Genomic DNA, 19,829 nt, shown 5'->3' with positions numbered 1-19,829 from the left:
TGGTGGCTGTGGTGGTGGTGGCTGCGGGCCGGGCGGTCCGGCGTAGGACCGGGTGGAGGGCTGGACGGAGGGCGTTCGGCTGGGAACGGGAACGGGAGCAGGCACGGAGACGAACGGGGCTGGGGGCAGCTGGCGTCGGGCCCCGTCGGCGGATGGCAACGGCGGTTGCCGCGGGGTTGTCTGTGGCGGTGCTGCTCGGAGGCGGCCTCGGGGTGGCGGCCGGGGTGCTGGTGGCGGTGGGCGTCCACCGGTGGGCGGCCCGGGCCCGGTCGCCGACGGATCGCCGGGCGGCGCTTGAGGAGGAGCTACTGCTCAGGCAACTCCCCTTGGGGGCAGAGCTGTTGGCAGCCTGCCTCGGGTCGGCTGCGCTGCCCTCGGCGGCGGTGGTGGCGGTGGGCCGGAGCGTGGGCGCGCCGCTGGGGCCGAGCCTGGTGGCGATCGGGGCCGAACTGGCCCTGGGCGCACCGCCGGAGCTGTGTTGGACCAGGCTGGGCGAACAGCACCCGTCGTTGGCGTCGTTGGCGCGATGCCTGGTCCGGACGAGCCTCGGCGGAGCCCCCGCGGCCGATCCGCTGATCGGGCTGGCCCAGGAGCAGCGCACCGCCGCAGCCCGCGCGGCCCACGCCCGGGTTCGCCGGGCCGCGGTGCTCGCCACCGCGCCGCTCGGGCTCTGCTTCCTCCCGGCCTTCGTCCTCATCGGAGTGGTGCCGGTGGTGATCGGCCTCACCAGCCTTTTTGCCCAAGCGATGTGAGTGGGTGTCGGGCCCTGCCCGGGTCAACCGGGCCGGGGCCGACGGGAGAGACCGGAAACGAATCCAGACAGGAGAGATCTGATGACTGCAGTCTTCGCGATCAGGCCCGGTGCCGGGCGTCCGTTCCAGCATCTGCCGGGAGTGTGGCGGCGGCGGAGCCGTGGGGCCGCCGGCCGAGTGCGCAGGGCGGTTCGGCACCGGGGCCGTTCGGACGCCGGGATGACAACGGCCGAATACGCCGTCGGAACGCTGGGCGCGTGCGCCCTCGCCGCCGGGCTGTACAAGGTGGTGACCAGCGCGGCCATCACCGGGGCGCTGACCGAGATGCTGGAACGGGCGCTCCGTGCGGCGTAGGGCCCGTCTGCGAGGCACCGTCCCGCGGGCTCCCGGCGAGCCGGCTCCCCGCGAGGCGGGCGGGAGTTCCGGGGCGGGGCCCGGCAGGTCGCTACGGGCCCGGCGGCGGTCGGGGCGGGTGCGGCGCGGGGACGCGGGCTTCGTCACGGCGGAGACGGCGGTGGTGCTGCCCGCGCTCGTCCTGCTCGCGGCCATGCTGATCTGGGGCGTGCTCGCGGCGGCCGCGCAGATCACCTGCGTGGACGCGGCTCGGATCGGCGCCAGGGCCGCCGCCCGAGGGGAGCCGGACGCCGCCGGAATCGCCCGCGCGGCGGCCCCGCCGGGAGCGCGGGTCCGGGTGGCGATCGCGGCGGACACGGTGCGGGTCGACGTGGACGCCCCGTGCGCGGCTCCGGGCAGGCTCGCCGGGCTGCTCGCGGTCCGGGTCGGTGCGATGGCGGTGGCCGCACGGGAGGACGTGTTGGGCAGCACTGCGGAAGGAACCGCGGAAAGGTCTGCGGAAAGGTCTGCGGAAAGCTTCACGGAAAGCTTCACGGAAAGGTCGTCGGAGGGAGGTGGAGGTCCGTGGCCCGTCTGACCGGCCGGTGGTGGGCGGCGGAGCGGCTGGCACGCGTCCGGACCGCTCGGGCGGCCGCGCCCGGCAGACACGGGTACGGGGCGGACGCGGGCTCGGCGACGGTCTGGCTGCTCGCCCTGGCGATGCTGGGCACGGCGGTCTTCGCGGCGACGATCGCGGTCGGTGCGGTGGTGGCCGCCCGCCACCGGGCCGAGTCGGCCGCGGACCTGGCAGCCCTCGCGGCCGCCGACGGGCTGCTGCTGGACCCGGACGGTGGCTGCGCCCGGGCCGTCGGGATCGCGGTGGCACAGGGAGCCGTGCTGGTCTCCTGCGCGGCGGACCGCTCGGCGGATGCCGTCGAGGTGGTGGCCCGGGTGCCGGTCGGCGGACTCCCGGGCCGGCTGCCGGTCGGTCCGGTGCAGGCGCGGTCCAGGGCCGGACCGGTCCGGGCTCCGGTCACCGCCGCCGAGGAAGGTCTCGGCGAGGCGCACGGCAGCCCGGGAGCGACCGGCGGCCCGGGAGCGACCGGCAGCCCGGGTGCGACGGGTGTCGCGGGCGTGGCGGGCGGCGAACCGACGGCCTCCGGTGAGGGGGTGGGCTCATGAGTCGCCCGGTGCGCCGGCGTCCGGGTCCGCGGCCGCTCCGGGCGCCCCGGCCAGCAGGACGTCCAGCAGCCGTACGGCGGCGGCCTTGTCCAGCGGGTCGTTCCCGTTGCCGCACTTGGGCGACTGGACGCAGGACGGGCAGCCGCGCTCGCACTCGCAGGAGGCGATCGCCGCGCGGGTGGCGGTCAGCCACTCGACGGCCCGCTGGAAGCCGCGTTCGGCGAAGCCGGCCCCGCCCGGGTGGCCGTCGTAGACGAACACCGTGGGCAGCCCGGTGTCGGGGTGCAGCGGGACGGAGACGCCGCCGATGTCCCACCGGTCGCAGGTGGCGAACAGCGGCAGCAGGCCGATCGAGGCGTGCTCGGCTGCGTGGGCGGCGCCGGGCAGCCGGTCGAGCGGGAGGTCGGCGTCCAGCAGCTGGTCCTCGGTGACGGACCACCAGACCGCACGGGTGCGCAGGGTGCGGGGCGGGAGGTCGAGCTTGCTCTCGCCCATGATCTCCCCGGTGGAGATCCGCTTCCGGAGGTAGCCGACCACCTGGTTGACCACCTCCACCGAGCCGAAGCTGAGCCGGCCCTCGCCCCAGTGGACGGTGGTGTCGGTGTCGAGGACGGAGATGGAGGTGATGTCACGGGCGGCCGTGGTGTACGGCGGGTCGGCCGGTTCGACCAGGGCGACCGAGTCCTCCAGGTCGAGCTCCCGGACCAGGTAGGTGCGGCCCTGGTGCAGGTGGACGGCCCCGGTGTGGACGGTGGTGTGGGCGGCCGCCGCGTCCACTGTGCCGAGCAGCCGGCCGGTGTCGGCCTCGACGATCTGTACCGGGCTGCCGCCGCTGCCCCGCAGGTCGACGGCATCGGCGGCGCGCTCCCGGCGGGTCCAGTACCAGGAGCCGTCGGAGCGTCGGCGCAGCAGGCCGCGTCGCTCCAGCACCGGCAGCAGCGGCGCGGTGGACGGGCCGAACAGCTCCAGGTCGGCGTCGGTGAGCGGGAGTTCGGCGGCGGCCGCGCACAGGTGCGGGGCGAGCACGTGCGGGTTGTCGGGATCGAGCACGGTGGCCTCGACGGGTGTCGCGAACAGCGCCTCCGGGTGGTGCACCAGGTAGGTGTCCAGCGGGTCGTCCCGGGCGATCAGGATTGCCAGCGCGCCCTGGGCCTCCCGGCCGGCCCGGCCGGCCTGCTGCCAGAGCGAGGCCCGGGTGCCGGGGTAACCGGCCATCAGGACGGCGTCGAGGCCGGAGACGTCGACGCCGAGTTCGAGGGCGGAGGTGGAGGCGAGTCCGAGCAGCCGGCCGGAGTGCAGGTCGCGCTCCAGGGCCCGGCGTTCGTCGGCGAGGTAGCCGCCGCGATAGGCGGCCACCCGGTCGGCGAGCGGTCGGCCGAGCTGGTCCTGGGCCTGCAGGGCGACGAGTTCGGCGGCGCGCCGGGAGCGGACGAACACGACGGTCCGGGTCTGCCGTTCGACCAGGTCGGTCAGCAGGTGCGCGGCCTCGGCGGTGGCGGTGCGGCGCACCGGGGCGCCGTGCTCGCCGACGTTCTCGGTCAGTGGCGGCTCCCAGAGGCCGAAGACCATCGGCCCGCGCGGCGAGGCGTCCTCGGTGACGGCCACGGCGGGCAGGCCGGTCAGCCGCCGGGCGGTGACGGCCGGTTCGGCGGTGGTGGCGGAGGCGAGCAGGAAGGTGGGTGACGAACCGTAGCGGGCGCAGATGCGGCGCAGCCGCCGCAGTACCTGGGCGACGTGCGAGCCGAACACGCCCCGGTAGCTGTGGCACTCGTCGACGACCACGTAGCGCAGCACCTTGAGGAAGGAGGACCAGCGGGCGTGCGCGGGCAGGATGCCCCGGTGCAGCATGTCCGGGTTGGTGAGCACGTAGGAGGCGTACTGGCGGACCCACTCGCGCTCCTCGAACGGGGTGTCGCCGTCGTAGAGGGCGGCCCGGACCCGTGCCGGGGCGAGTTCGGCGGCACGGCGGCGCTGGTCGGCGGCGAGTGCCTTGGTCGGAGCCAGGTAGAGCGCGGTGGCGCCGCGGCCGTTGCGGGCCTCGGTGCCGTCCAGCAGGTCGCTGAGGACCGGCGCCAGGTACCCCAGCGACTTGCCCGAGGCGGTGCCTGTGGCGATCACCACAGTCTGGCCGCTTTTGGCCAGGTTCATCGCTTCTGCCTGGTGCGCCCAGGGCTGTTCCACTCCGACGTCCAGGGCCGCGGCGACGATCTCCGGTCGGATCGAGTCGGGCCAGGGCGAATAACGCGCGGGTCGGGCGGGAAGGTGCTCCGTATGGGTGAGCCGATCGGCCCGCCCCCGACTGGTGGACAGGGTCGCGAGCAGTGCCTCGGGCAGGCTGTGTCGGGGCGGCATGAGGACCCAGTGTGTCACCGGCGTGACAGAGAATCGTCGTAAGCCATCGTGCGGGCATGGTCGCAGGTGGTTGAATGTGGCCGTGACGGCCGTATGGCCGTGGGTCGCAGCGCTGAGGCTTGCCACGCGTTGGCTTGGCGCGTCCGGGCTCGCGACCATGCGGTGGCGGCCGTCCGGCCGAGGATCGCACATGACGTAGCAAGGCAAGGTGCTGGAGGTTCCGTGGACCTGTCCCTGTCGACCCGTGCAGTCGGCGATCGTACGGTCGTCGAGGTTGGCGGCGAGATCGATGTGTACACCGCCCCGAAGCTGCGGGAGCAGCTGGTCGAGCTCGTCAACGACGGCAAGTACCACCTCGTCGTCGACATGGAGGGCGTCGACTTCCTCGATTCGACCGGCCTCGGCGTGCTCGTCGGCGGTCTGAAGCGGGTGCGTGCTCACGAGGGCTCGCTGCGCCTGGTGTGCAACCAGGAGCGCATTCTCAAGATCTTCCGGATCACCGGTCTGACCAAGGTCTTCCCGATCCACACCTCGGTGGACGACGCGGTCCAGGCGACCGACTGACGCGTCCGGGCCGGTCCACGTGGTCGGCCCGCCCGTTCCACGCGTCCGGGGCGCGGAGGGTCCGTGCGGCCCCCTGCTCCCCGGGCGTCTCAGGGCCGGCTCAGCCGGTCCGCGGGGCCGCACCGTCGGCCCCCGTCGGAGCACCCCGAGGGGGAGAGATGGCAACCGTCGAACTTCGATTCAGCGCGCTTCCCGAGCACGTGCGGACGGCCCGGTTGGTCGCCGCGGCCGTCGCCAGACGGGCCGGGGTCGACGAGTCGGTGCTCGACGAGGTACGGCTCGCGGTCGGTGAGGCGTGCTCCCGTGCGGTCGGTCTGCACCAGCGCGGTGGGATCGGCGGCACGGTGCGGGTCGCGTTGACCGACCAGGAGAAGCGTTTCCTCATCGAGGTCGAGGATGAGGCGGGCCCCGCCACCGTCCCGGCCTCCGGGGGCGCCGAGGGCGGCGATCCGGACGAGGACACCCTGGGTCTCGCCGTGATCACCGGTCTGGTCGAGGACCTGGAGGTCACCAACGGCGCCGACGGCGGCGTGATCCGGATGAGCTGGCCGGTTTCGGTCGCCTCCGTCGCGGTCTGACGTCACCGAACGGGTTACGCGGGTTCTGCGGGTGTCGGGGGCTCCGGGGGTGTGCGGGTGTCGCGGGTGCCGTTCTCGGGGTGCCCAGTTCCCGGGCGCGCATTGACAAACTGTTGAGCCTGGCGGTTCGCTGCTTCCGGCACGACCGGGTCCGGTCATCGATCGGACCTCGTCGCGGAAGAGGAAGCACATGCGGATCCGCATCCTGTGGCCGGCCGGGCAGGCCACCGCCGCGCTGGCGGCCACCCCCACCACCGAAGCGCTCTGGGCCGAGCTGCCGATCAGTTCGACGGCCGGCACCTGGGGCGAGGAGGTCTACTTCGGAACGCCCGTCAGCGTGCCGCGCGAGGACGGTGCCCGGCAGGTGGTCGAGCCGGGCACGGTCGCGTTCTGGACCGACGGCGACAGCCTCGCGCTGCCCTACGGACCGACCCCGATCTCGCACGACGGCGAGTGCCGACTGGCCAGTCCCTGTAACGTCCTCGGCCTGCTGGACGGGGACGCCCGGGTGCTGCGCACCGTCCGGCCCGGCGATCCGATCCGGGTCGAACGCGCCTGAGCACCGGGACGGGTCGGGCGGAACGGGGGCCGGGCAGCCGGGAACCGGGTGCCCGGTGACGGCCGTGTAGGTTCGACGACCGAAGACGACCGAAACCGAAAGGCTCCTCCCGGTGAACAAGCGACTGCTGGCCGTACCCGCCCTCGGCGTGCTGCTCGCGTTCGGCGCCGTCGGCTGCGGCGACGACAACAGCAAGCAGCTGGACTCCTGGGCGTCGAACGTCTGCGGCGCGGCCAAGGACCCGATCGCCCAGGCGCAGACCGCGCTCGCCGACACCGCCCAGGTGAAGACCGGTGAGACCCCGGTCGACCTGCAGAAGCGGCTCTCGGCGGACATCGGGCGACTGGCCAAGACCAACCAGGACATCGCGGCCGCGATCGACGCGGCCGGCGCGCCCAAGGTGGACAACGGCGCCGCCCTGCAGAAGGACACCATCGACGAGCTGAAGAAGGCCGCCGACGGCTACCTGAACGTCCAGAAGAAGCTGGACGCGCTGGTCAACAACGACCAGGCGAAGTTCGCGGACGGGCTGAACAGCGTCGGCGACCAGCTGCGCCAGCTGTCCTCGCTGTCCACCCAGGCGCAGAGCAAGCTGGGGAGCGGCGAGCTCGGCAAGGCGATGGCCAAGCAGGAGGGGTGCAAGGCCTCCCCGGCCACTCCGGGCGCTGGGGCGAGCGGCAGTGCCGGCGGCTCCACGGCCACCCCGGGTGCGGGTGTCACCCCGAGCGCCGGTGCCACGGCCTCGGCCGGTGCGCCTGGCGGCACCCCCGCGCCGGGCGCGACGGGCAGCGCGAGCCCGGCGGCCACCCCGGCGGCCGGTGCCACCACTCCGGCGTCCCAGGCCCCGGCCCCGGCCTCCTCCTCGGCCCCGGCCAGTCCGGCACCCAGCGCGAGCTGACCGGGGGCAGTACGGCATCGGCAAGGGCCGGGGCCGCTCGGAGGAGCGGTCCCGGCCCGCTGTGTCGAGGGGCGCGGCCGGAGCGGGGGTTGGGGGCCCGGGTCGACGTCCTGATGCGGCCGGTGGGGCGCTCCGGCCGTCGGCGGGGGCGGGTGGGTGAGGGGGTGCTCCCGGTGGGGGCGGCGGGCCGGTGGGGCCGGGATGGGGCGGGGCGGGGGAGAATGGCGGGGTGATCAGTAGCCCCGTTCTCGACCCGACCCGTCTGGCCAAGCTGCGCGAGGCGCTGCTGGCCGCCTCGTTCACCGCCGATGGGTGCCTGGACCTGCTGGGGCCCACCGGCTACGCGGCGCTGGCCCGTAGCGAGGCCGTTCCGGCGCTGCGCGCGACGCGCGGTGGCAGCCCGCTGGAGACGCTGGTGCGGCTGTTCCTGCTGCAGCAGCCGGTGCCGTACCGGGCGGCCGCCGCAGCGCTGCCCGTGGAGGACTGCCTGGCGGACGGCTGGCTGCGCCCGGACGGGGATCTGGTGCGCGCCACGGTGGACGTCCGCCCGTACGCCAACGAGGTTGCCGGAATGCCCAGTTCGGACGCCTGGGTGGTGTCCGACCTGGGCTGCGCGGTCGGCGGGGCGGGCGGGATCGGCTCCGGCGAGACCGCGCACGGGGTGGCCCGCAAGGACCTCGTCCTGGGGGTCGGCGGAGCGTCCACGACGCTGGCGAACATCACTGTGCGTCGCCCCGTCCGGGCGGCGCTGGACCTCGGTTCGGGCTCCGGCGTGCAGGCGCTGCACGCGGCCCGGCACGCTGGGAGCGTCACCGCCACCGACCTCAACCCGCGTGCGCTGCGGTTCACCGAACTGACCCTGGCGCTTTCGGGGTTCGACAACACCGAGGTGCTCACCGGGAGCCTCTTCGAGCCGGTCGGGGAGCGGAAGTTCGACCTGATCGTCTCCAACCCGCCGTTCGTGATCTCGCCCGGCGGCCGGTTCACGTACCGTGACGGCGGCATGGCCGGGGACGACCTGTGCCGCAGCCTGGTGCGGTCGGCCGCCGAGCACCTGGAGCCGGGCGGGTACTGCCAGTTGCTCGCCAACTGGCAGCACGTCAAGGGCGAGGACTGGAAGGAGCGGCTGGCCGGCTGGGTCGCGGGCACCGGGCTGGACGCCTGGGTCGTCCAGCGCGAGGTCCAGGACGTGGCCCAGTACGCCGAGTTGTGGCTGCGCGACGGCGGTGACCACCGGGGCCCGGGCGGCGACTACCAGGCCCGGTACGGCGAGTGGCTGGACGCCTTCGAGGCGGGCCGGGTCGAGGGCATCGGGATGGGCTGGATCACCCTGCGGGCGGGCGGTGCCGAGCGTCCGACCGTCCGGGTGGAGGAGTGGCCGCACCCTGTGGAGCAGCCGCTCGGTCCGCACATCGACGAGTGGTTCGACCGGCAGGACTTCCTGCGTTCGCACGACGACGCGGGGCTGCTCGCGGCCCGCTACGTGCTGGCCGACGAGGTGGTCCAGGAGCAGGTCGGCGCGCCGGGGGCGGAGGACCCGGAGCATGTGGTGCTGCGTCACAACCGGGGCATGCGACGGGCCACCAAGGTGGACACCGTCGGGGCCGGGTTCGTCGGGGTCTGCGACGGGACGCTGTCGGCGGGCGAGATCGTGGACGCGATCGCGCACCTGCTCGGCGAGGACCGGGTGGTGCTGCGGGACCGGGTGCCGGAGTCGCTCCGGCTGCTGACCGAGCAGGGGTTCATCGACCCGGTGCGGTGAGGTCCGGTGCGGTGAGGTCCGGTGCGGTGAGGTCCGGAGGGGTGAGGCCCGCGGTGAGACCCGGTGTCGTGAGGCCCGGCGGGGCGGGGTTCGGCGGCTTGGCGTCGGGTTCCTTGGCGTTCGGTGCGGTGAGGTTCCGCCCCGTCCGGTAGAACGCTGCCCGGGCATCCTCTGGTTCACCCTCCCGTACCCCCTGGTTCGCCCGGTGGTCCCCGTCCGGCCGCCCCCCGTTGGCCGGGTGCTGTGAGGCTCTGTCCACAGGCTGTGGACAGAGTTGGGGAGCCGGGGGCCAGGGGTGGACACGACGACGGCGACCGTCGGCGGGCTGGTGCTCGCCCTCTTCGGTGGCGCGCTGCTGCTCTGGTGCGCCGCCGAAGTGCGCCTTCGCCACCGGGTGCGCCGGTCGGGGGTCCCGGTGGTGGCGACGGTCGTCGCCGAGCGCGACGTGCACGGCCAGCTCGACAGTGCTCCGCTGCTCTCCTTCTCCGTGCTGCCGGCGGCGGCCGGCGGGTCCGGTTCGGGCTCCGGTTCGGGCTCCGGCGCCGGCCGGATCGCTGAGCTGGTGCTCACCCGGCCGCGCGGGCACACTCCGCTGCGCCGTCCGGAGCGGTTCGCGCCCGGCGCCCCGGTGCGGATCTGCTACGACCCGGACCGCCCCCGCCGGGCGGTGCTGGCGGCCGGGGAGATCGGCCGGGCGGCGGTCGTCGACCTGCTGTGGTGCGCGCTGGGCGTGGTGTGTCTGGGGGCGGGTGCCGGGCTGCTGGCGGCGATCGGCCGCTGACGGGTCGGCAGCCCGCCGTCGTCCCCGTCCCGGCCGCGTCCTGGCCCCGTCCCGCTTCCGTCGGCCGTCCCCGTCCCTGTCCGCTGTCCGCTGTCCCCGGCGCGATCCGGAGAGCGCAATACCGCATCCGCGCCGATTTTCCGTTGACAGATCTTGAAATCCGTCATTCCATCCTCCGGAACCTGCCGAAGCCCCCCTCCACGGGGCGCGAACCTCCGTCATCGGGTTACCGTTCGAGTGGCGTCGGTGAGCGCGGCAAGCGAAACAGCGGGAACCGTCCGTTTGACAAGGGTGGCCGGGGTACGGTCACACTCCGCTGGTGGGGTGTCGTGCAGTGGCGACCCCGGGACGGTGGAGGGGTCGGGCGGAGCGCAGCCCGTGCTGCCAGCGCCGACCAGCCACATAAGGACCGGGAGAGAAGAGCGAAGGTGTCCCCGAGCAGCGAGACCGCGCACGGACAGCGACTCGTCATTGTCGAGTCGCCGGCCAAGGCGAAGACGATCAAGGGCTACCTTGGCCCCGGCTACATCGTCGAGGCGAGCGTCGGGCACATCCGGGACCTGCCCAGCACCGCGGCCGAGGTCCCGGACAAGTACACCGGCGAGGTGCGCCGCCTCGGCGTGGACGTCGATCACGACTTCGCGCCCATCTACGTGGTGAACGCGGACAAGAAGTCCCAGGTCAGCAAGTTGAAGTCGCTCCTCGCGGAGTCCGACGAGCTCTTCCTCGCCACCGATGAGGACCGCGAGGGCGAGGCCATCGCGTGGCACCTCCAGCAGGTCCTGAAGCCCAAGGTGCCGGTGCACCGCATGGTGTTCCACGAGATCACCAAGACGGCGATCCAGGAGGCCGTGGCCAACCCGCGGGAGCTGAACCAGCGGTTGGTCGACGCCCAGGAGACCCGCCGCATCCTCGACCGCCTCTACGGCTTCGAGGTCTCGCCGGTGCTGTGGAAGAAGGTCATGCCGAAGCTGTCGGCGGGCCGGGTGCAGTCCGTGGCGACCCGTCTGGTGGTCGAGCGCGAGCGCGAGCGGATGGCCTTCCGCACCGCCTCGTACTGGGACCTGGTCGGCACCTTCGGCACCGGCCGCACCCCGGCCGACGCCGCCAACCCGGAGACCTTCGGTGCCCGGCTGGCCTCGGTCGACGGCAAGCGGATCGCCACCGGCCGCGACTTCGGTTCGGACGGCCGCCTCAAGGCCGGCAGCACCAACACCCTGCACCTGGACGAGCAGGCCGCCCGACAGCTGGCCGCCGCCCTCGAGCAGACCGCGTTCAGCGTCCGCAGCGTCGAGTCCAAGCCCTACCGCCGCTCGCCGTACGCGCCGTTCCGCACCACCACGCTCCAGCAGGAGGCCAGCCGCAAGCTGGGCTTCGGCGCGAAGCGGACCATGCAGGTGGCCCAGAAGCTGTACGAGAACGGCTTCATCACCTATATGCGTACGGACTCCACCACGCTGTCGGAGACCGCGATCGCCGCCGCCCGTGCGCAGGTCACCCAGCTGTACGGCGCCGACTACCTGCCGGACGCCCCGCGCACCTACGCCAGCAAGGTCAAGAACGCCCAGGAGGCGCACGAGGCCGTCCGCCCCTCCGGCGACCGCTTCCGCACCCCTGCCGAGACCGGTCTGACCGGCGACGAATTCAGGCTGTACGAGCTGATCTGGATGCGCACCGTCGCCTCCCAGATGAAGGACGCGGTCGGCCAGTCCGTCACCGTCCGGGTGGGCGGCGCCTCCGCCGACGGCCGGGACGTCGAGTTCTCCGCCTCCGGCAAGATCATCACCTTCCACGGCTTCCTGAAGGCCTACGTCGAGGGCGCCGACGACCCGAACGCCGAGCTCGACGACCGCGAGCGCCGGCTGCCGCAGGTCGCCCAGGGCGACCCGCTGGCCGCCGAGCGGATCACCCCGGAGGGCCACGCCACCAAGCCCCCGGCCCGCTACACCGAGGCCTCGCTGGTCAAGGAGCTGGAGGACCGGGAGATCGGCCGCCCCTCCACCTACGCGTCGATCATCGACACGATCATCCAGCGCAAGTACGTGTTCAAGAAGGGCACGGCGCTCGTCCCGTCCTTCCTCTCCTTCGCCGTGGTCAACCTGCTGGAGAAGCACTTCGGCCGGCTGGTCGACTACGACTTCACCGCGAGGATGGAGGACGACCTCGACCGGATCGCCGCCGGTGAGGCGCAGTCCGTGCCGTGGCTCAAGCGCTTCTACTTCGGCGAGGGCGAGGTCGCGGCCGGCGCTGCCGCCGAGGCCGGCAACGGCGACGGCGACCACCTGGGCGGCCTGAAGGAACTGGTCACCGACCTCGGTGCGATCGACGCCCGGGAGATCAGCTCGTTCCGGATCAGCGAGGACATCACCCTGCGGGTCGGCCGCTACGGCCCGTACGTCGAGCGCGCCTCCGCCGTCGAGGGCGAGCCCGGCCAGCGCGCCGACATCCCCGACGAGCTGCCGCCGGACGAGCTGACCGTCGAGCTGGCCGAGGAGCTGCTGGCCAAGCCCAGCGGCGACTTCGAGCTCGGCCCGGACCCGGTCAGTGGCAACATGCTGGTTGCCAAGGACGGCCGCTACGGCCCGTACGTGACCGAGATCCTGCCCGAGGGCACGCCCAAGACCGGCAAGAACGCGGTCAAGCCGCGCACCGCCTCGCTGTTCAAGACGATGTCGCTGGACACCGTCACCCTGGAGGACGCGCTGCGGCTGCTCTCGCTGCCGCGCGTGGTCGGCACCGACGCCGAGGGCGCCGAGATCACCGCGCAGAACGGCCGCTACGGCCCGTACCTCAAGCGCGGCACCGACTCGCGCTCGCTCACCAGCGAGGACCAGCTCTTCACCATCACCCTCGACGAGGCGCTGGCGATCTACGCCCAGCCCAAGCAGCGCGGCCGGGCCGCCGCCGCCCCGCCGCTCAAGGAGCTGGGCACCGACCCGGTCTCCGAGCGGCCGGTGGTGGTCAAGGACGGCCGCTTCGGCCCCTACGTGACCGACGGCGAGACCAACGCCACGCTGCGCAAGGACGACGACGTCGAGACCATCACGCCGGAGCGCGGCTACGAGCTGCTCGCCGAGAAGCGGGCGCGCGGGCCGGTGAAGAAGGTGGCGAAGAAGGCCCCGGCCAAGAAGGCGGCGGCCAAGAAGACCACCACCACCAAGACGACGGCGACCAAGACCGCCGCCAAGAAGACGGCCGCGAAGAAGACCACCGCCACCAAGACGGTGACGGCGAAGAAGACGGCCGCGAAGAAGACCGCGGCCGCCAAGACCACCGCCACCGACGAGGGCTGATCCGGCGGCAGCAGCCCGACGGCAGCCTGATGGCGGCCCCACGGCAGCCCGACAGCGGCACCGGGCCCGCGTCCCCCACCGGGGGCGCGGGCCCGAGCTCTGTGCAGGGATCGTCACAGGCCGGTGATGACGGCGAACCGGAACCCCGTTCGTCTCAATCCGGCAAAGCCCAGACCGCTACGCTGACCGTATGACGAGCGAGGAGCAGCCCACCCCCAGCGCCGCCCCGGCTGCCGGAGCCACCGGGCCCGACCTGCCCGAGATCGCGCCCGCCGGAACCCCCGTGGACCGGGCCCGGGCACTGCTGCGGACCAGGTCCTACCGGCGGCTGTGGACCACCCAGCTGATCGGCGGCGCCGCCGACCGGCTCGGGCTGCTGGTGCTGCTCGCGCTCACCGTGATCGCCGCGGCCCAGGGCGGCCAGCTCGGCGACCTGCCGCGCAGCCTCGCCTTCGCCACCGCGGCCGTGCTGGCCGTGCGGGTGGCGGCCACCGGGCTGCTCGGCGTGGCGCTGCTGGAACCGGTGCACCAGCTGGTCGCCGGCAAGCTCGACCGGCGCTGGACGCTGGTCGGCGCCGACGCGCTGAGCGCCCTGCTGATCGGCCTCGCGCCCTGGTGGACGGTCTGGCTCGGCTCCGGCCCGAAGCCCTCCGGCGCGGCCACCTACGTGCTGCTCGCCACCGTGTTCCTCACCGGTGCGGCCGAGCGGGTCCGGGGCATCGCCAAGGCCACGGCCGTCCCCGGCCTGCTGCCGCCCGTGAACCCGTACGCCCCCGCCGCGGAGCAGCGGCCGGCCGCCGCCAATCTGGACACCGTCCGGAGCATCGACCGGTTCACCGGCTGGGTCACCGTGCCGCTGGGCGCCGTCGGCCTGGTCGCCCTGACCCTGCTCAACAACATCGGCGCGGCAGTCGGCTCGGACTGGCTGCGCGCCCACCAGCTGACCTTCGCCGCCCTCGGCGCGGCCGGACTCTTCACCACCGCTGCCGTCCGCGGCTACCTCCAGCAGCTGCCCGTCGGCCGCGTGAGCGTCGCCCCGCACTCGCCGCTGACCGGCCTGCGCGCCCCCACCGACGCCGCCCCCGGCCCAGCCCTGCGCAAGGGCCGCACCGGCAGCGCCCCGTACTTCACCTTCGCCGTTGCGGCCGGCTTCGCCTCGATGGCGGGCGTCGCCGCCCTGGCGCTGCTCACCGCCGCCGAGCACCGGGCCGGGCCGATCGGCTACGGCCTGGTCGTGCTCGCCGCGGCCGGCGCCCCCGCGCTGGGCGCCCGGCTCACCCGGGCCACCCTGCCCTCGCTCTCCCGCCGCCGCCTGCTCGCGCTGGCGCTGCTCACCGAGGGCGTCGCGCTGATCCTGGCCGGCCTGGTGCTGGACTTCGTGCTGGTCCTGCTGCTCACCGTGCTGGCCGGACTGGCCGCCGGGATCGTCGTCTCGGCCGGACGCAACCTGCTCGCCCAGGAGGTCGAGGAGGCCCGGCTGCCCAAGGTCACCGAGCACCTGTACGCGGTGCTGCGGACCGTGGTCGCCGCCGCGCTGGTCGTCGTCCCGCTGATCGCCGCCGGCTACGGCGACGTCGAGTACGGCACCGTCGAGCCCGGTTCGTTCACCTTCATCCACGGCGGCGGCGCCCTCGCCGTCGCCACCGCGGGCCTGCTCACCCTCGTCCTCGCCGCCGTCGTCCTGCTGCGCACCGACGACCGGCGCGGCACGGTGCCGTTCGGCCGGGACCTGGTCGACGCGGTCCGCGGCGGCAGCGGCCCGGTGCCCCACCGGGGTACCGGAACCGGCTTCTTCATCGCCCTGGAGGGCGGCGACGGCGCCGGCAAGTCCACCCAGGCCCAGGCGCTCGCCGAATGGATCCGCGGCAAGGGGCACGAGGTCGTGCTCACCCGCGAGCCCGGCGGCAGCCCGGTCGGCCAGCGGCTGCGCGGCCTCGTCCTGGACGTCGGCAACACCGGCCTGTCGCACCGCGCCGAGGCGCTGATCTACGCGGCCGACCGTGCCGAGCACGTCGAGAACGTCATCCGGCCGGCCCTCGCCCGCGGCGCCGTGGTGATCACCGACCGGTACATGGACTCCTCCATCGCCTACCAGGGCGCCGGGCGCGACCTGGCCGCCACCGAGGTCGCCCGGATCTCCCGCTGGGCGACCGGCGGGCTGCTGCCCGACCTCACCGTGGTGCTCGACGTCGACCCGACCCGGGCCCGGGAGCGCTTCACCGAGGCGCTCGACCGGCTGGAGTCCGAGCCCACCGAGTTCCACCAGCGGGTCCGGGCCGGCTTCCTCGCCCTCGCGGCCGCCGACCCGGCGCGCTACCTCGTCGTCGACGGCAGCCAGGCCCCCGGCTTCGTCACCACCGCCATCCGCCACCGGCTCGACCGCGAGCTGCCGCTCTCCGAGCAGGAGAAGGCCGCCCGCGCCGAGCAGGAGCGGCTGGCCAAGGAGGAGGCCGAGCGGCGCGCCGCCGAGGAGGCCCGCAAGAAGGCCGAGGAGGAGGCCGCCGAGCGCAAGCGCCAGGAGGTGCTGGCGCAGCTGCGGGCCAAGCAGGCCGAGGAGGAGCGGCTGGCGAAGGAGGAGGCCGAGCGGCTCGCCGCCGAGGCCCGGCGCAAGGCCGAGGAGGAGGCCCGCCGCCGGGCGGAGGAGGCCGCGAAGCTCCGCGCCGAGGAGGAGGCGAAGCAGCGCGCCGCCGAGGAGGCCCGGTTGGCCGCGGAGGCCGCCGAGCGCAAGCGGATCGCCGACGAGGCGGCCGCCCAGGCCGAGCTCCAGCGGCAGCGGGAACTGGCGCGCGAGGAGCAGCGGCGCCGGGCGGAGGAGGCGCTGCAGCGGGCCGAGGAGGCCCGGCTGGCGCAGGCCGCCGCGCTCGCGGCGGCTGCCGCGGCGGCGGAGACGGCTTCGGACCGGGCCGGTGCGAAGCGGGCTGCTTCGGACCGGGCTGCTTCGGAACGGGCGGGGTCTGCGGCTGCCGGTGACGCTGCCACGACGGAGCTGCGGGCCGCCCCGGACGCTCCGCGGGGCGCGGCGGACGGGCTCGGCGACGAGGCGACGCGGGAGCTGACGCTGCGCGACCGGCAGGCGGCGGTCCGGGCGGCGGAGGCCGCCGGGGCGACCTCCCGGCTGCCGAAGGTGCCCGCTGTGGACGAGACGGCGGTGTTGCCGAGGGTTCCGGCGGGGCCGGCGGTTCCGGCGGCGGATGAGACGGCGGTGCTGCCGAGGGTTCCGGCGGGGCCGGCGGTTCCGGCGGCGGTGCTGCCGAGGGTTCCGGCGGTGGACGAGACGGCTGTGCTGCCGCAGGTCGGGCCGGGGCGTTCGGGGGAGCCGGTGGACAGCACCCGTGAGCTGCCGGTGGTGGACGGGTGGCAGGCTGCGCCGCAGCCCGTCCAGCGGCCGGTTCAGCAGCCCGTTCAGCCGCCGGCGGCTCCGCAGTCCGGCGAGTCGCAGTCCACGGCCGAGCGGCCGCGGCCGGAGTGGGCCGAGGAGACGCCGATGGACGACCTGCCGAGCCTCACCGACACCCTGCTCGGCTCGCGTGACGAGTGGGCGCGCTGGGACCACGGCGGCGACCAGGACGGCTCCGCCCGGCGGGGTGGGGACGACCGCGGCGAGGACGGCGGCAAGGGCAAGGGCCGGCGCTGGGGCCGGCGCAGCTGACGTAGGGACGCAGGGACGGGCGGTGCCGCCCCCGGGACAGTGCCTCCCGGGGCGGCACCGCCCGTCGTCGCACCGGGGCGGTGGCAGGCCGTACCGGGGTGGTGGCAGGCCGTGGGGTGACCGCTGTCCGTGGCCGGGCCGCAGTCCGTGACCGGGCGTGACGCGGACGGAGCAGTGGCTGTCGGAGCGGAGACGTATGCTCGACGGCGGGGAATCGGCGCGGAGCGCTGCCGTACGGAGCTTGGGAGCAGCAGTGGCCGTCTGGGACGACCTGGTGGGCCAGGATCGCGTGGTCGACCAGCTGACCGCCGCGGCCCGGGCGGCCGGGGCGGCGGTCGAGGCCGGTCGCGGCGCAGCCCCCGAGCAGGGCGGGAACGCCTCCCTGATGACGCACGCCTGGCTGTTCACCGGCCCGCCCGGGGCCGGCCAGGTCACTGCCGCGCGCGCCTTCGCCGCCGCCCTCCAGTGCACCAGCCCCGACCTCGCGCTCGGCGGCACGCCCGGCTGCGGGTTCTGCGACGGCTGCCACACCGTGCTGGCCGGCAGCCACGCCGACGTCAAGTACGTGCGGACCGACGGTCTGTCCATCGGCGTCGGCGACATGCGCGACCTGGTCCTGCGCGCTTCCAGCTACCCGACCGGCGGCCGCTGGTCGGTGATCCTGGTGGACGCCGCCCACCGGCTCACCGAGGCCGCCGCCAACGCGCTGCTCAAGGGCGTGGAGGAGCCCTCCCCCCGCACCGTCTGGCTGCTCTGCGCCCCCTCCGTCCAGGACGTGCTGCCGACCATCCGCTCGCGCTGTCGCCTGCTGGTGCTGCGCACGCCCGCCGCCGAGGCGGTCGCCGACATGCTGGTCCGCCGCGACGGCGTCGACCCGGAGACCGCCCGGCTCGCCGCGCTCGCCGGGCAGGGCGACATCGAGCGCACCCGCCGCCTCGCCGTCGACGAGCAGGCCCGCACCCGCCGGGCCGAGGTGCTGCGGATCCCGCTGGAGGTCGCCGACATCGGTGGCTGCCTGACCGCCGCCCAGCGCCTGGTCGACACTGCCAAGGCCGACGCCGAGGCGCTCGCCGAGACCCAGGACGCCAAGGAGACCGACGACCTCAAGGCCGCCTACGGCGCCGCCGAGGGCAGCAAGGCGCCGCGCGGCATGGCGGGGGCCGTCAAGGAGCTGGAGAAGCGGCAGAAGAGCCGGTCCACCCGGACCCGCCGGGAGACCCTCGGGGTCGCGCTGCTCGACCTGCTCGGCTTCTACCGGGACGTGCTGGCGATCCAGCTCGGCTCCACCGGCCCGCTCGCCAACGAGGACCAGCGGCAGGCGCTGAACCGGGTCGCCCAGGACGGCACGCCCGAGGGCACGCTGCGCCGGATCGAGGCGGTGCTCGCCTGCCGGGTGGCCTTGGACCGCAACGTGGACCCGCTGCTGGCGGTCGAGGCGATGACGGTGGCGCTGCGGGCGGGCTGAGGTCCGTTCCGGGGACCGGGCCTGCCGGCCTGTTGGGCCTGCTGGCCTGTTGGCCTGCGTCAGGGCCCGCGGTCGGCCCGGGTCCGATCCGCAGGGCGGCGTCCGATCCGCAGCGGCGTCCGGTCCGCAGGGCGGTGTCCGTACGCCGCCCGGAGCCGCTCGGAGTCGGCTCGGCGTCCCACCTTCGAGTGAACGGGCGATACTCGCCGGGCACACCCGCGTGTGACGGCGGGCCCGTTGTGCACGCTGGGGGCCGACTGCGTCCCGGCCGTGTCCCGGTCCTCCCGGTCGGGAGGGCCCGCCGCCGGAGTGGTCGTCTCCTGCACGGCACCGGGTCCGGTCCGGCGCCGGCCCTCGTCCCGAGGTGGTGCGTTCCGTGGTTCGTCCGCTCCTCGTCATTCCCCTGCTGGCTGCCGCCGTCGGCGGGATCTGGCTGGCGCGCGGTGCGCTCCAGCGCTGGCGCGACCTGCGGGCCGCCGCGACCTACGAGCTGGCGGGCGACCGGTGGCCGATGCTGGTCCGGGCGGGCGGGGCGATGGTCTGCGGGGTGTGCGTCACCGCGTTGACGCTGCTCACCGCGCTCGGGGCGTTCGGCGGTCTGGGCCACGGCGGGGAGACGGCGGACCGGGCAGAGCCCGCTGTCGACGCGGCCGCCGCCGGGGCCTGGGCGGGCTCCGCGGCGGGTACGGCGGGTACGGCGGGTACGGCGGGTGCGCCGGGTGCGGCCGGTCGGCAGCAGGCGGCGCCGCCTGCTGCCGAGTCGGCTGCGGCGGGGGCCGGCACAGCGGCCGCCACTCCCGCCGTGGCCAGCCGCTTCGACAGCGTCGGGCACCCGGGCGGCGGCGAGCTGCTGCAGTCCGCCGTGCTCGGCCCCGACGGAAAGCCGCGCAACGTCCGGGTCTGGCTGCCGCCGCAGTACGCGAAGGAGCCGAACGCGCGCTTCCCGGTCGTCGTGATGCACGCCGCCACCCCGAGCAAGACCGCAGACGCCGAGGTCCCGGACGTCTTCGAGGGCGTCGGCGCGGCCCTGCAGGCGGGCCGCGCCCGCCCGTTCATCCTGGTCGCCCCCGAGGCGCCGAACGGCACCGCGCACCCCTGCGAACTGGTCGCCGCCGCGCCGGCCGCCGTCGCCGACGACGCGACCCTGCGCACCACCATCGCCGCCTCCTTCCGCACCCTGCCGCCCGGCCCGGCCTCCTGGGGCGCCCTCGGGGTCGAGGGCGGCGCGCCGTGCGCCGCCGCGGCCGGGCTGGCCCGCCCGGACCTGTACGGCGCGGCCGCCGCCGTCTCCGGCCGCTACGACGCCGCCGCGCTCACCCAGACCGGCGCCGAGGCCCCGGCGGGCAGCTCGGCCAAGCTGCTGCTGGCCGCCGCCAAGGGCGATGCCGCCGGGCTGGACGCGGCCCGCAAGCTGCAGACCGCGCTCAAGGCCGGGCCGGGCCCGGCGGCCAAGGCCGAGGTGCGGATCTCGGACAACGTGCAGGACTACTCCGCGGACCGGGAGCGGCTGCGACTGGTCCGGCAGGCGGCGCAGTTCCTGGCCGAGGCACTGGCCAAGGCGTCCTGAGCGACGTCGGTCGGGGCGTCGTGGGCGTCGGTCGAGCCGGCGTTACGCTGCCCGGTACCCGGGGTGGGTACCGGGCAGCGGCGTTTCTCCGTGC

The 19,829-nt window shown here is 74.9% G+C and carries 15 protein-coding genes; 14 read left to right on the top strand and 1 reads right to left on the bottom strand.

The features are described from left to right. Window positions 1–152 precede the first annotated feature (152 nt). The 4 genes from ABTY61_RS36475 (at window position 153) to ABTY61_RS36460 (ending at window position 2,267) form a co-directional block, all read left to right on the top strand. A complete protein-coding gene (locus ABTY61_RS36475) occupies window positions 153–752 on the top strand; it encodes a type II secretion system F family protein (protein WP_350509481.1) in 600 nt (199 codons plus the stop codon). A gap of 81 nt (window positions 753–833) precedes the next feature. Continuing rightward, window positions 834–1,106 carry a DUF4244 domain-containing protein gene (locus ABTY61_RS36470; protein ID WP_350509480.1) on the top strand — a complete coding sequence of 91 codons (273 nt, stop codon included), beginning with the start codon at window positions 834–836 and terminating at the stop codon, window positions 1,104–1,106. Window positions 1,107–1,224: 118 nt separating this feature from the next. Next, window positions 1,225–1,683 carry a TadE family type IV pilus minor pilin gene (locus ABTY61_RS36465; RefSeq protein WP_350509479.1) on the top strand — a complete coding sequence of 153 codons (459 nt, stop codon included), beginning with the start codon at window positions 1,225–1,227 and terminating at the stop codon, window positions 1,681–1,683. Then, window positions 1,671–2,267 carry an Rv3654c family TadE-like protein gene (locus tag ABTY61_RS36460; RefSeq protein ID WP_350509478.1) on the top strand — a complete coding sequence of 199 codons (597 nt, stop codon included), beginning with the start codon at window positions 1,671–1,673 and terminating at the stop codon, window positions 2,265–2,267. Before ABTY61_RS36465 ends, ABTY61_RS36460 begins: the two co-directional genes overlap by 13 nt. Here ABTY61_RS36460 and ABTY61_RS36455 read toward each other — a convergent pair. Then, window positions 2,262–4,619, bottom strand: coding sequence for a DEAD/DEAH box helicase (locus ABTY61_RS36455; protein WP_350509477.1), 2,358 nt, complete (start codon window positions 4,617–4,619; stop codon window positions 2,262–2,264). The two genes, ABTY61_RS36460 and ABTY61_RS36455, sit on opposite strands and share 6 nt — an antisense overlap. Window positions 4,620–4,841: 222 nt before the next feature. Between ABTY61_RS36455 and bldG the strand changes: the two genes are divergently transcribed. From bldG to ABTY61_RS36405, 10 genes are all read left to right on the top strand, one after another. Next, window positions 4,842–5,183: an anti-sigma factor antagonist BldG gene (bldG, locus tag ABTY61_RS36450; protein WP_045698282.1), complete on the top strand. Its 342-nt coding sequence runs from the start codon at window positions 4,842–4,844 to the stop codon at window positions 5,181–5,183. Window positions 5,184–5,341: 158 nt separating this feature from the next. After that, window positions 5,342–5,761, top strand: a complete 420-nt coding sequence (locus ABTY61_RS36445; RefSeq protein WP_350509476.1) for an ATP-binding protein — start codon at window positions 5,342–5,344, stop codon at window positions 5,759–5,761. A gap of 190 nt (window positions 5,762–5,951) precedes the next feature. Then, window positions 5,952–6,320, top strand: coding sequence for a cyclophilin-like fold protein (locus ABTY61_RS36440; RefSeq protein WP_350509475.1), 369 nt, complete (start codon window positions 5,952–5,954; stop codon window positions 6,318–6,320). Window positions 6,321–6,432: 112 nt separating this feature from the next. Next, entirely contained in the window at window positions 6,433–7,218 is a 786-nt protein-coding gene (locus tag ABTY61_RS36435; RefSeq protein ID WP_350509474.1) for a hypothetical protein, read from the top strand. A gap of 229 nt (window positions 7,219–7,447) precedes the next feature. After that, window positions 7,448–8,980, top strand: coding sequence for a DUF7059 domain-containing protein (locus tag ABTY61_RS36430; RefSeq protein ID WP_350509473.1), 1,533 nt, complete (start codon window positions 7,448–7,450; stop codon window positions 8,978–8,980). 295 nt (window positions 8,981–9,275) lie between these two features. Continuing rightward, window positions 9,276–9,761: a DUF3592 domain-containing protein gene (locus ABTY61_RS36425; RefSeq protein WP_350509472.1), complete on the top strand. Its 486-nt coding sequence runs from the start codon at window positions 9,276–9,278 to the stop codon at window positions 9,759–9,761. Between the two features lie 428 nt (window positions 9,762–10,189). Then, window positions 10,190–13,054 (top strand): type I DNA topoisomerase, encoded by a 2,865-nt coding sequence (gene topA / locus ABTY61_RS36420; protein ID WP_350509471.1) that lies wholly within the window; start codon window positions 10,190–10,192, stop codon window positions 13,052–13,054. A 190-nt stretch (window positions 13,055–13,244) separates the two neighbouring features. After that, window positions 13,245–16,703 carry a dTMP kinase gene (gene tmk, locus ABTY61_RS36415; protein ID WP_350509470.1) on the top strand — a complete coding sequence of 1,153 codons (3,459 nt, stop codon included), beginning with the start codon at window positions 13,245–13,247 and terminating at the stop codon, window positions 16,701–16,703. A gap of 253 nt (window positions 16,704–16,956) precedes the next feature. Beyond that, the gene (locus tag ABTY61_RS36410; RefSeq protein ID WP_350509490.1) at window positions 16,957–18,168 is read left to right on the top strand and encodes a DNA polymerase III subunit delta'; all 1,212 of its coding nucleotides are present in this window, start codon (window positions 16,957–16,959) and stop codon (window positions 18,166–18,168) included. Between the two features lie 376 nt (window positions 18,169–18,544). Further along, on the top strand, window positions 18,545–19,735 hold the full coding sequence (locus ABTY61_RS36405) for an alpha/beta hydrolase (protein ID WP_350509469.1): 1,191 nt from the start codon (window positions 18,545–18,547) through the stop codon (window positions 19,733–19,735). The last annotated feature ends 94 nt before the right edge of the window (window positions 19,736–19,829 follow it).

The organism is Kitasatospora sp. NPDC096128 (assembly GCF_040303105.1).
Classification (GTDB): Bacteria; Actinomycetota; Actinomycetes; order Streptomycetales; family Streptomycetaceae; genus Kitasatospora.
Note: the sequence above shows the minus strand (reverse complement) of the source record. Positions and strands in the feature narration are given on the sequence as shown.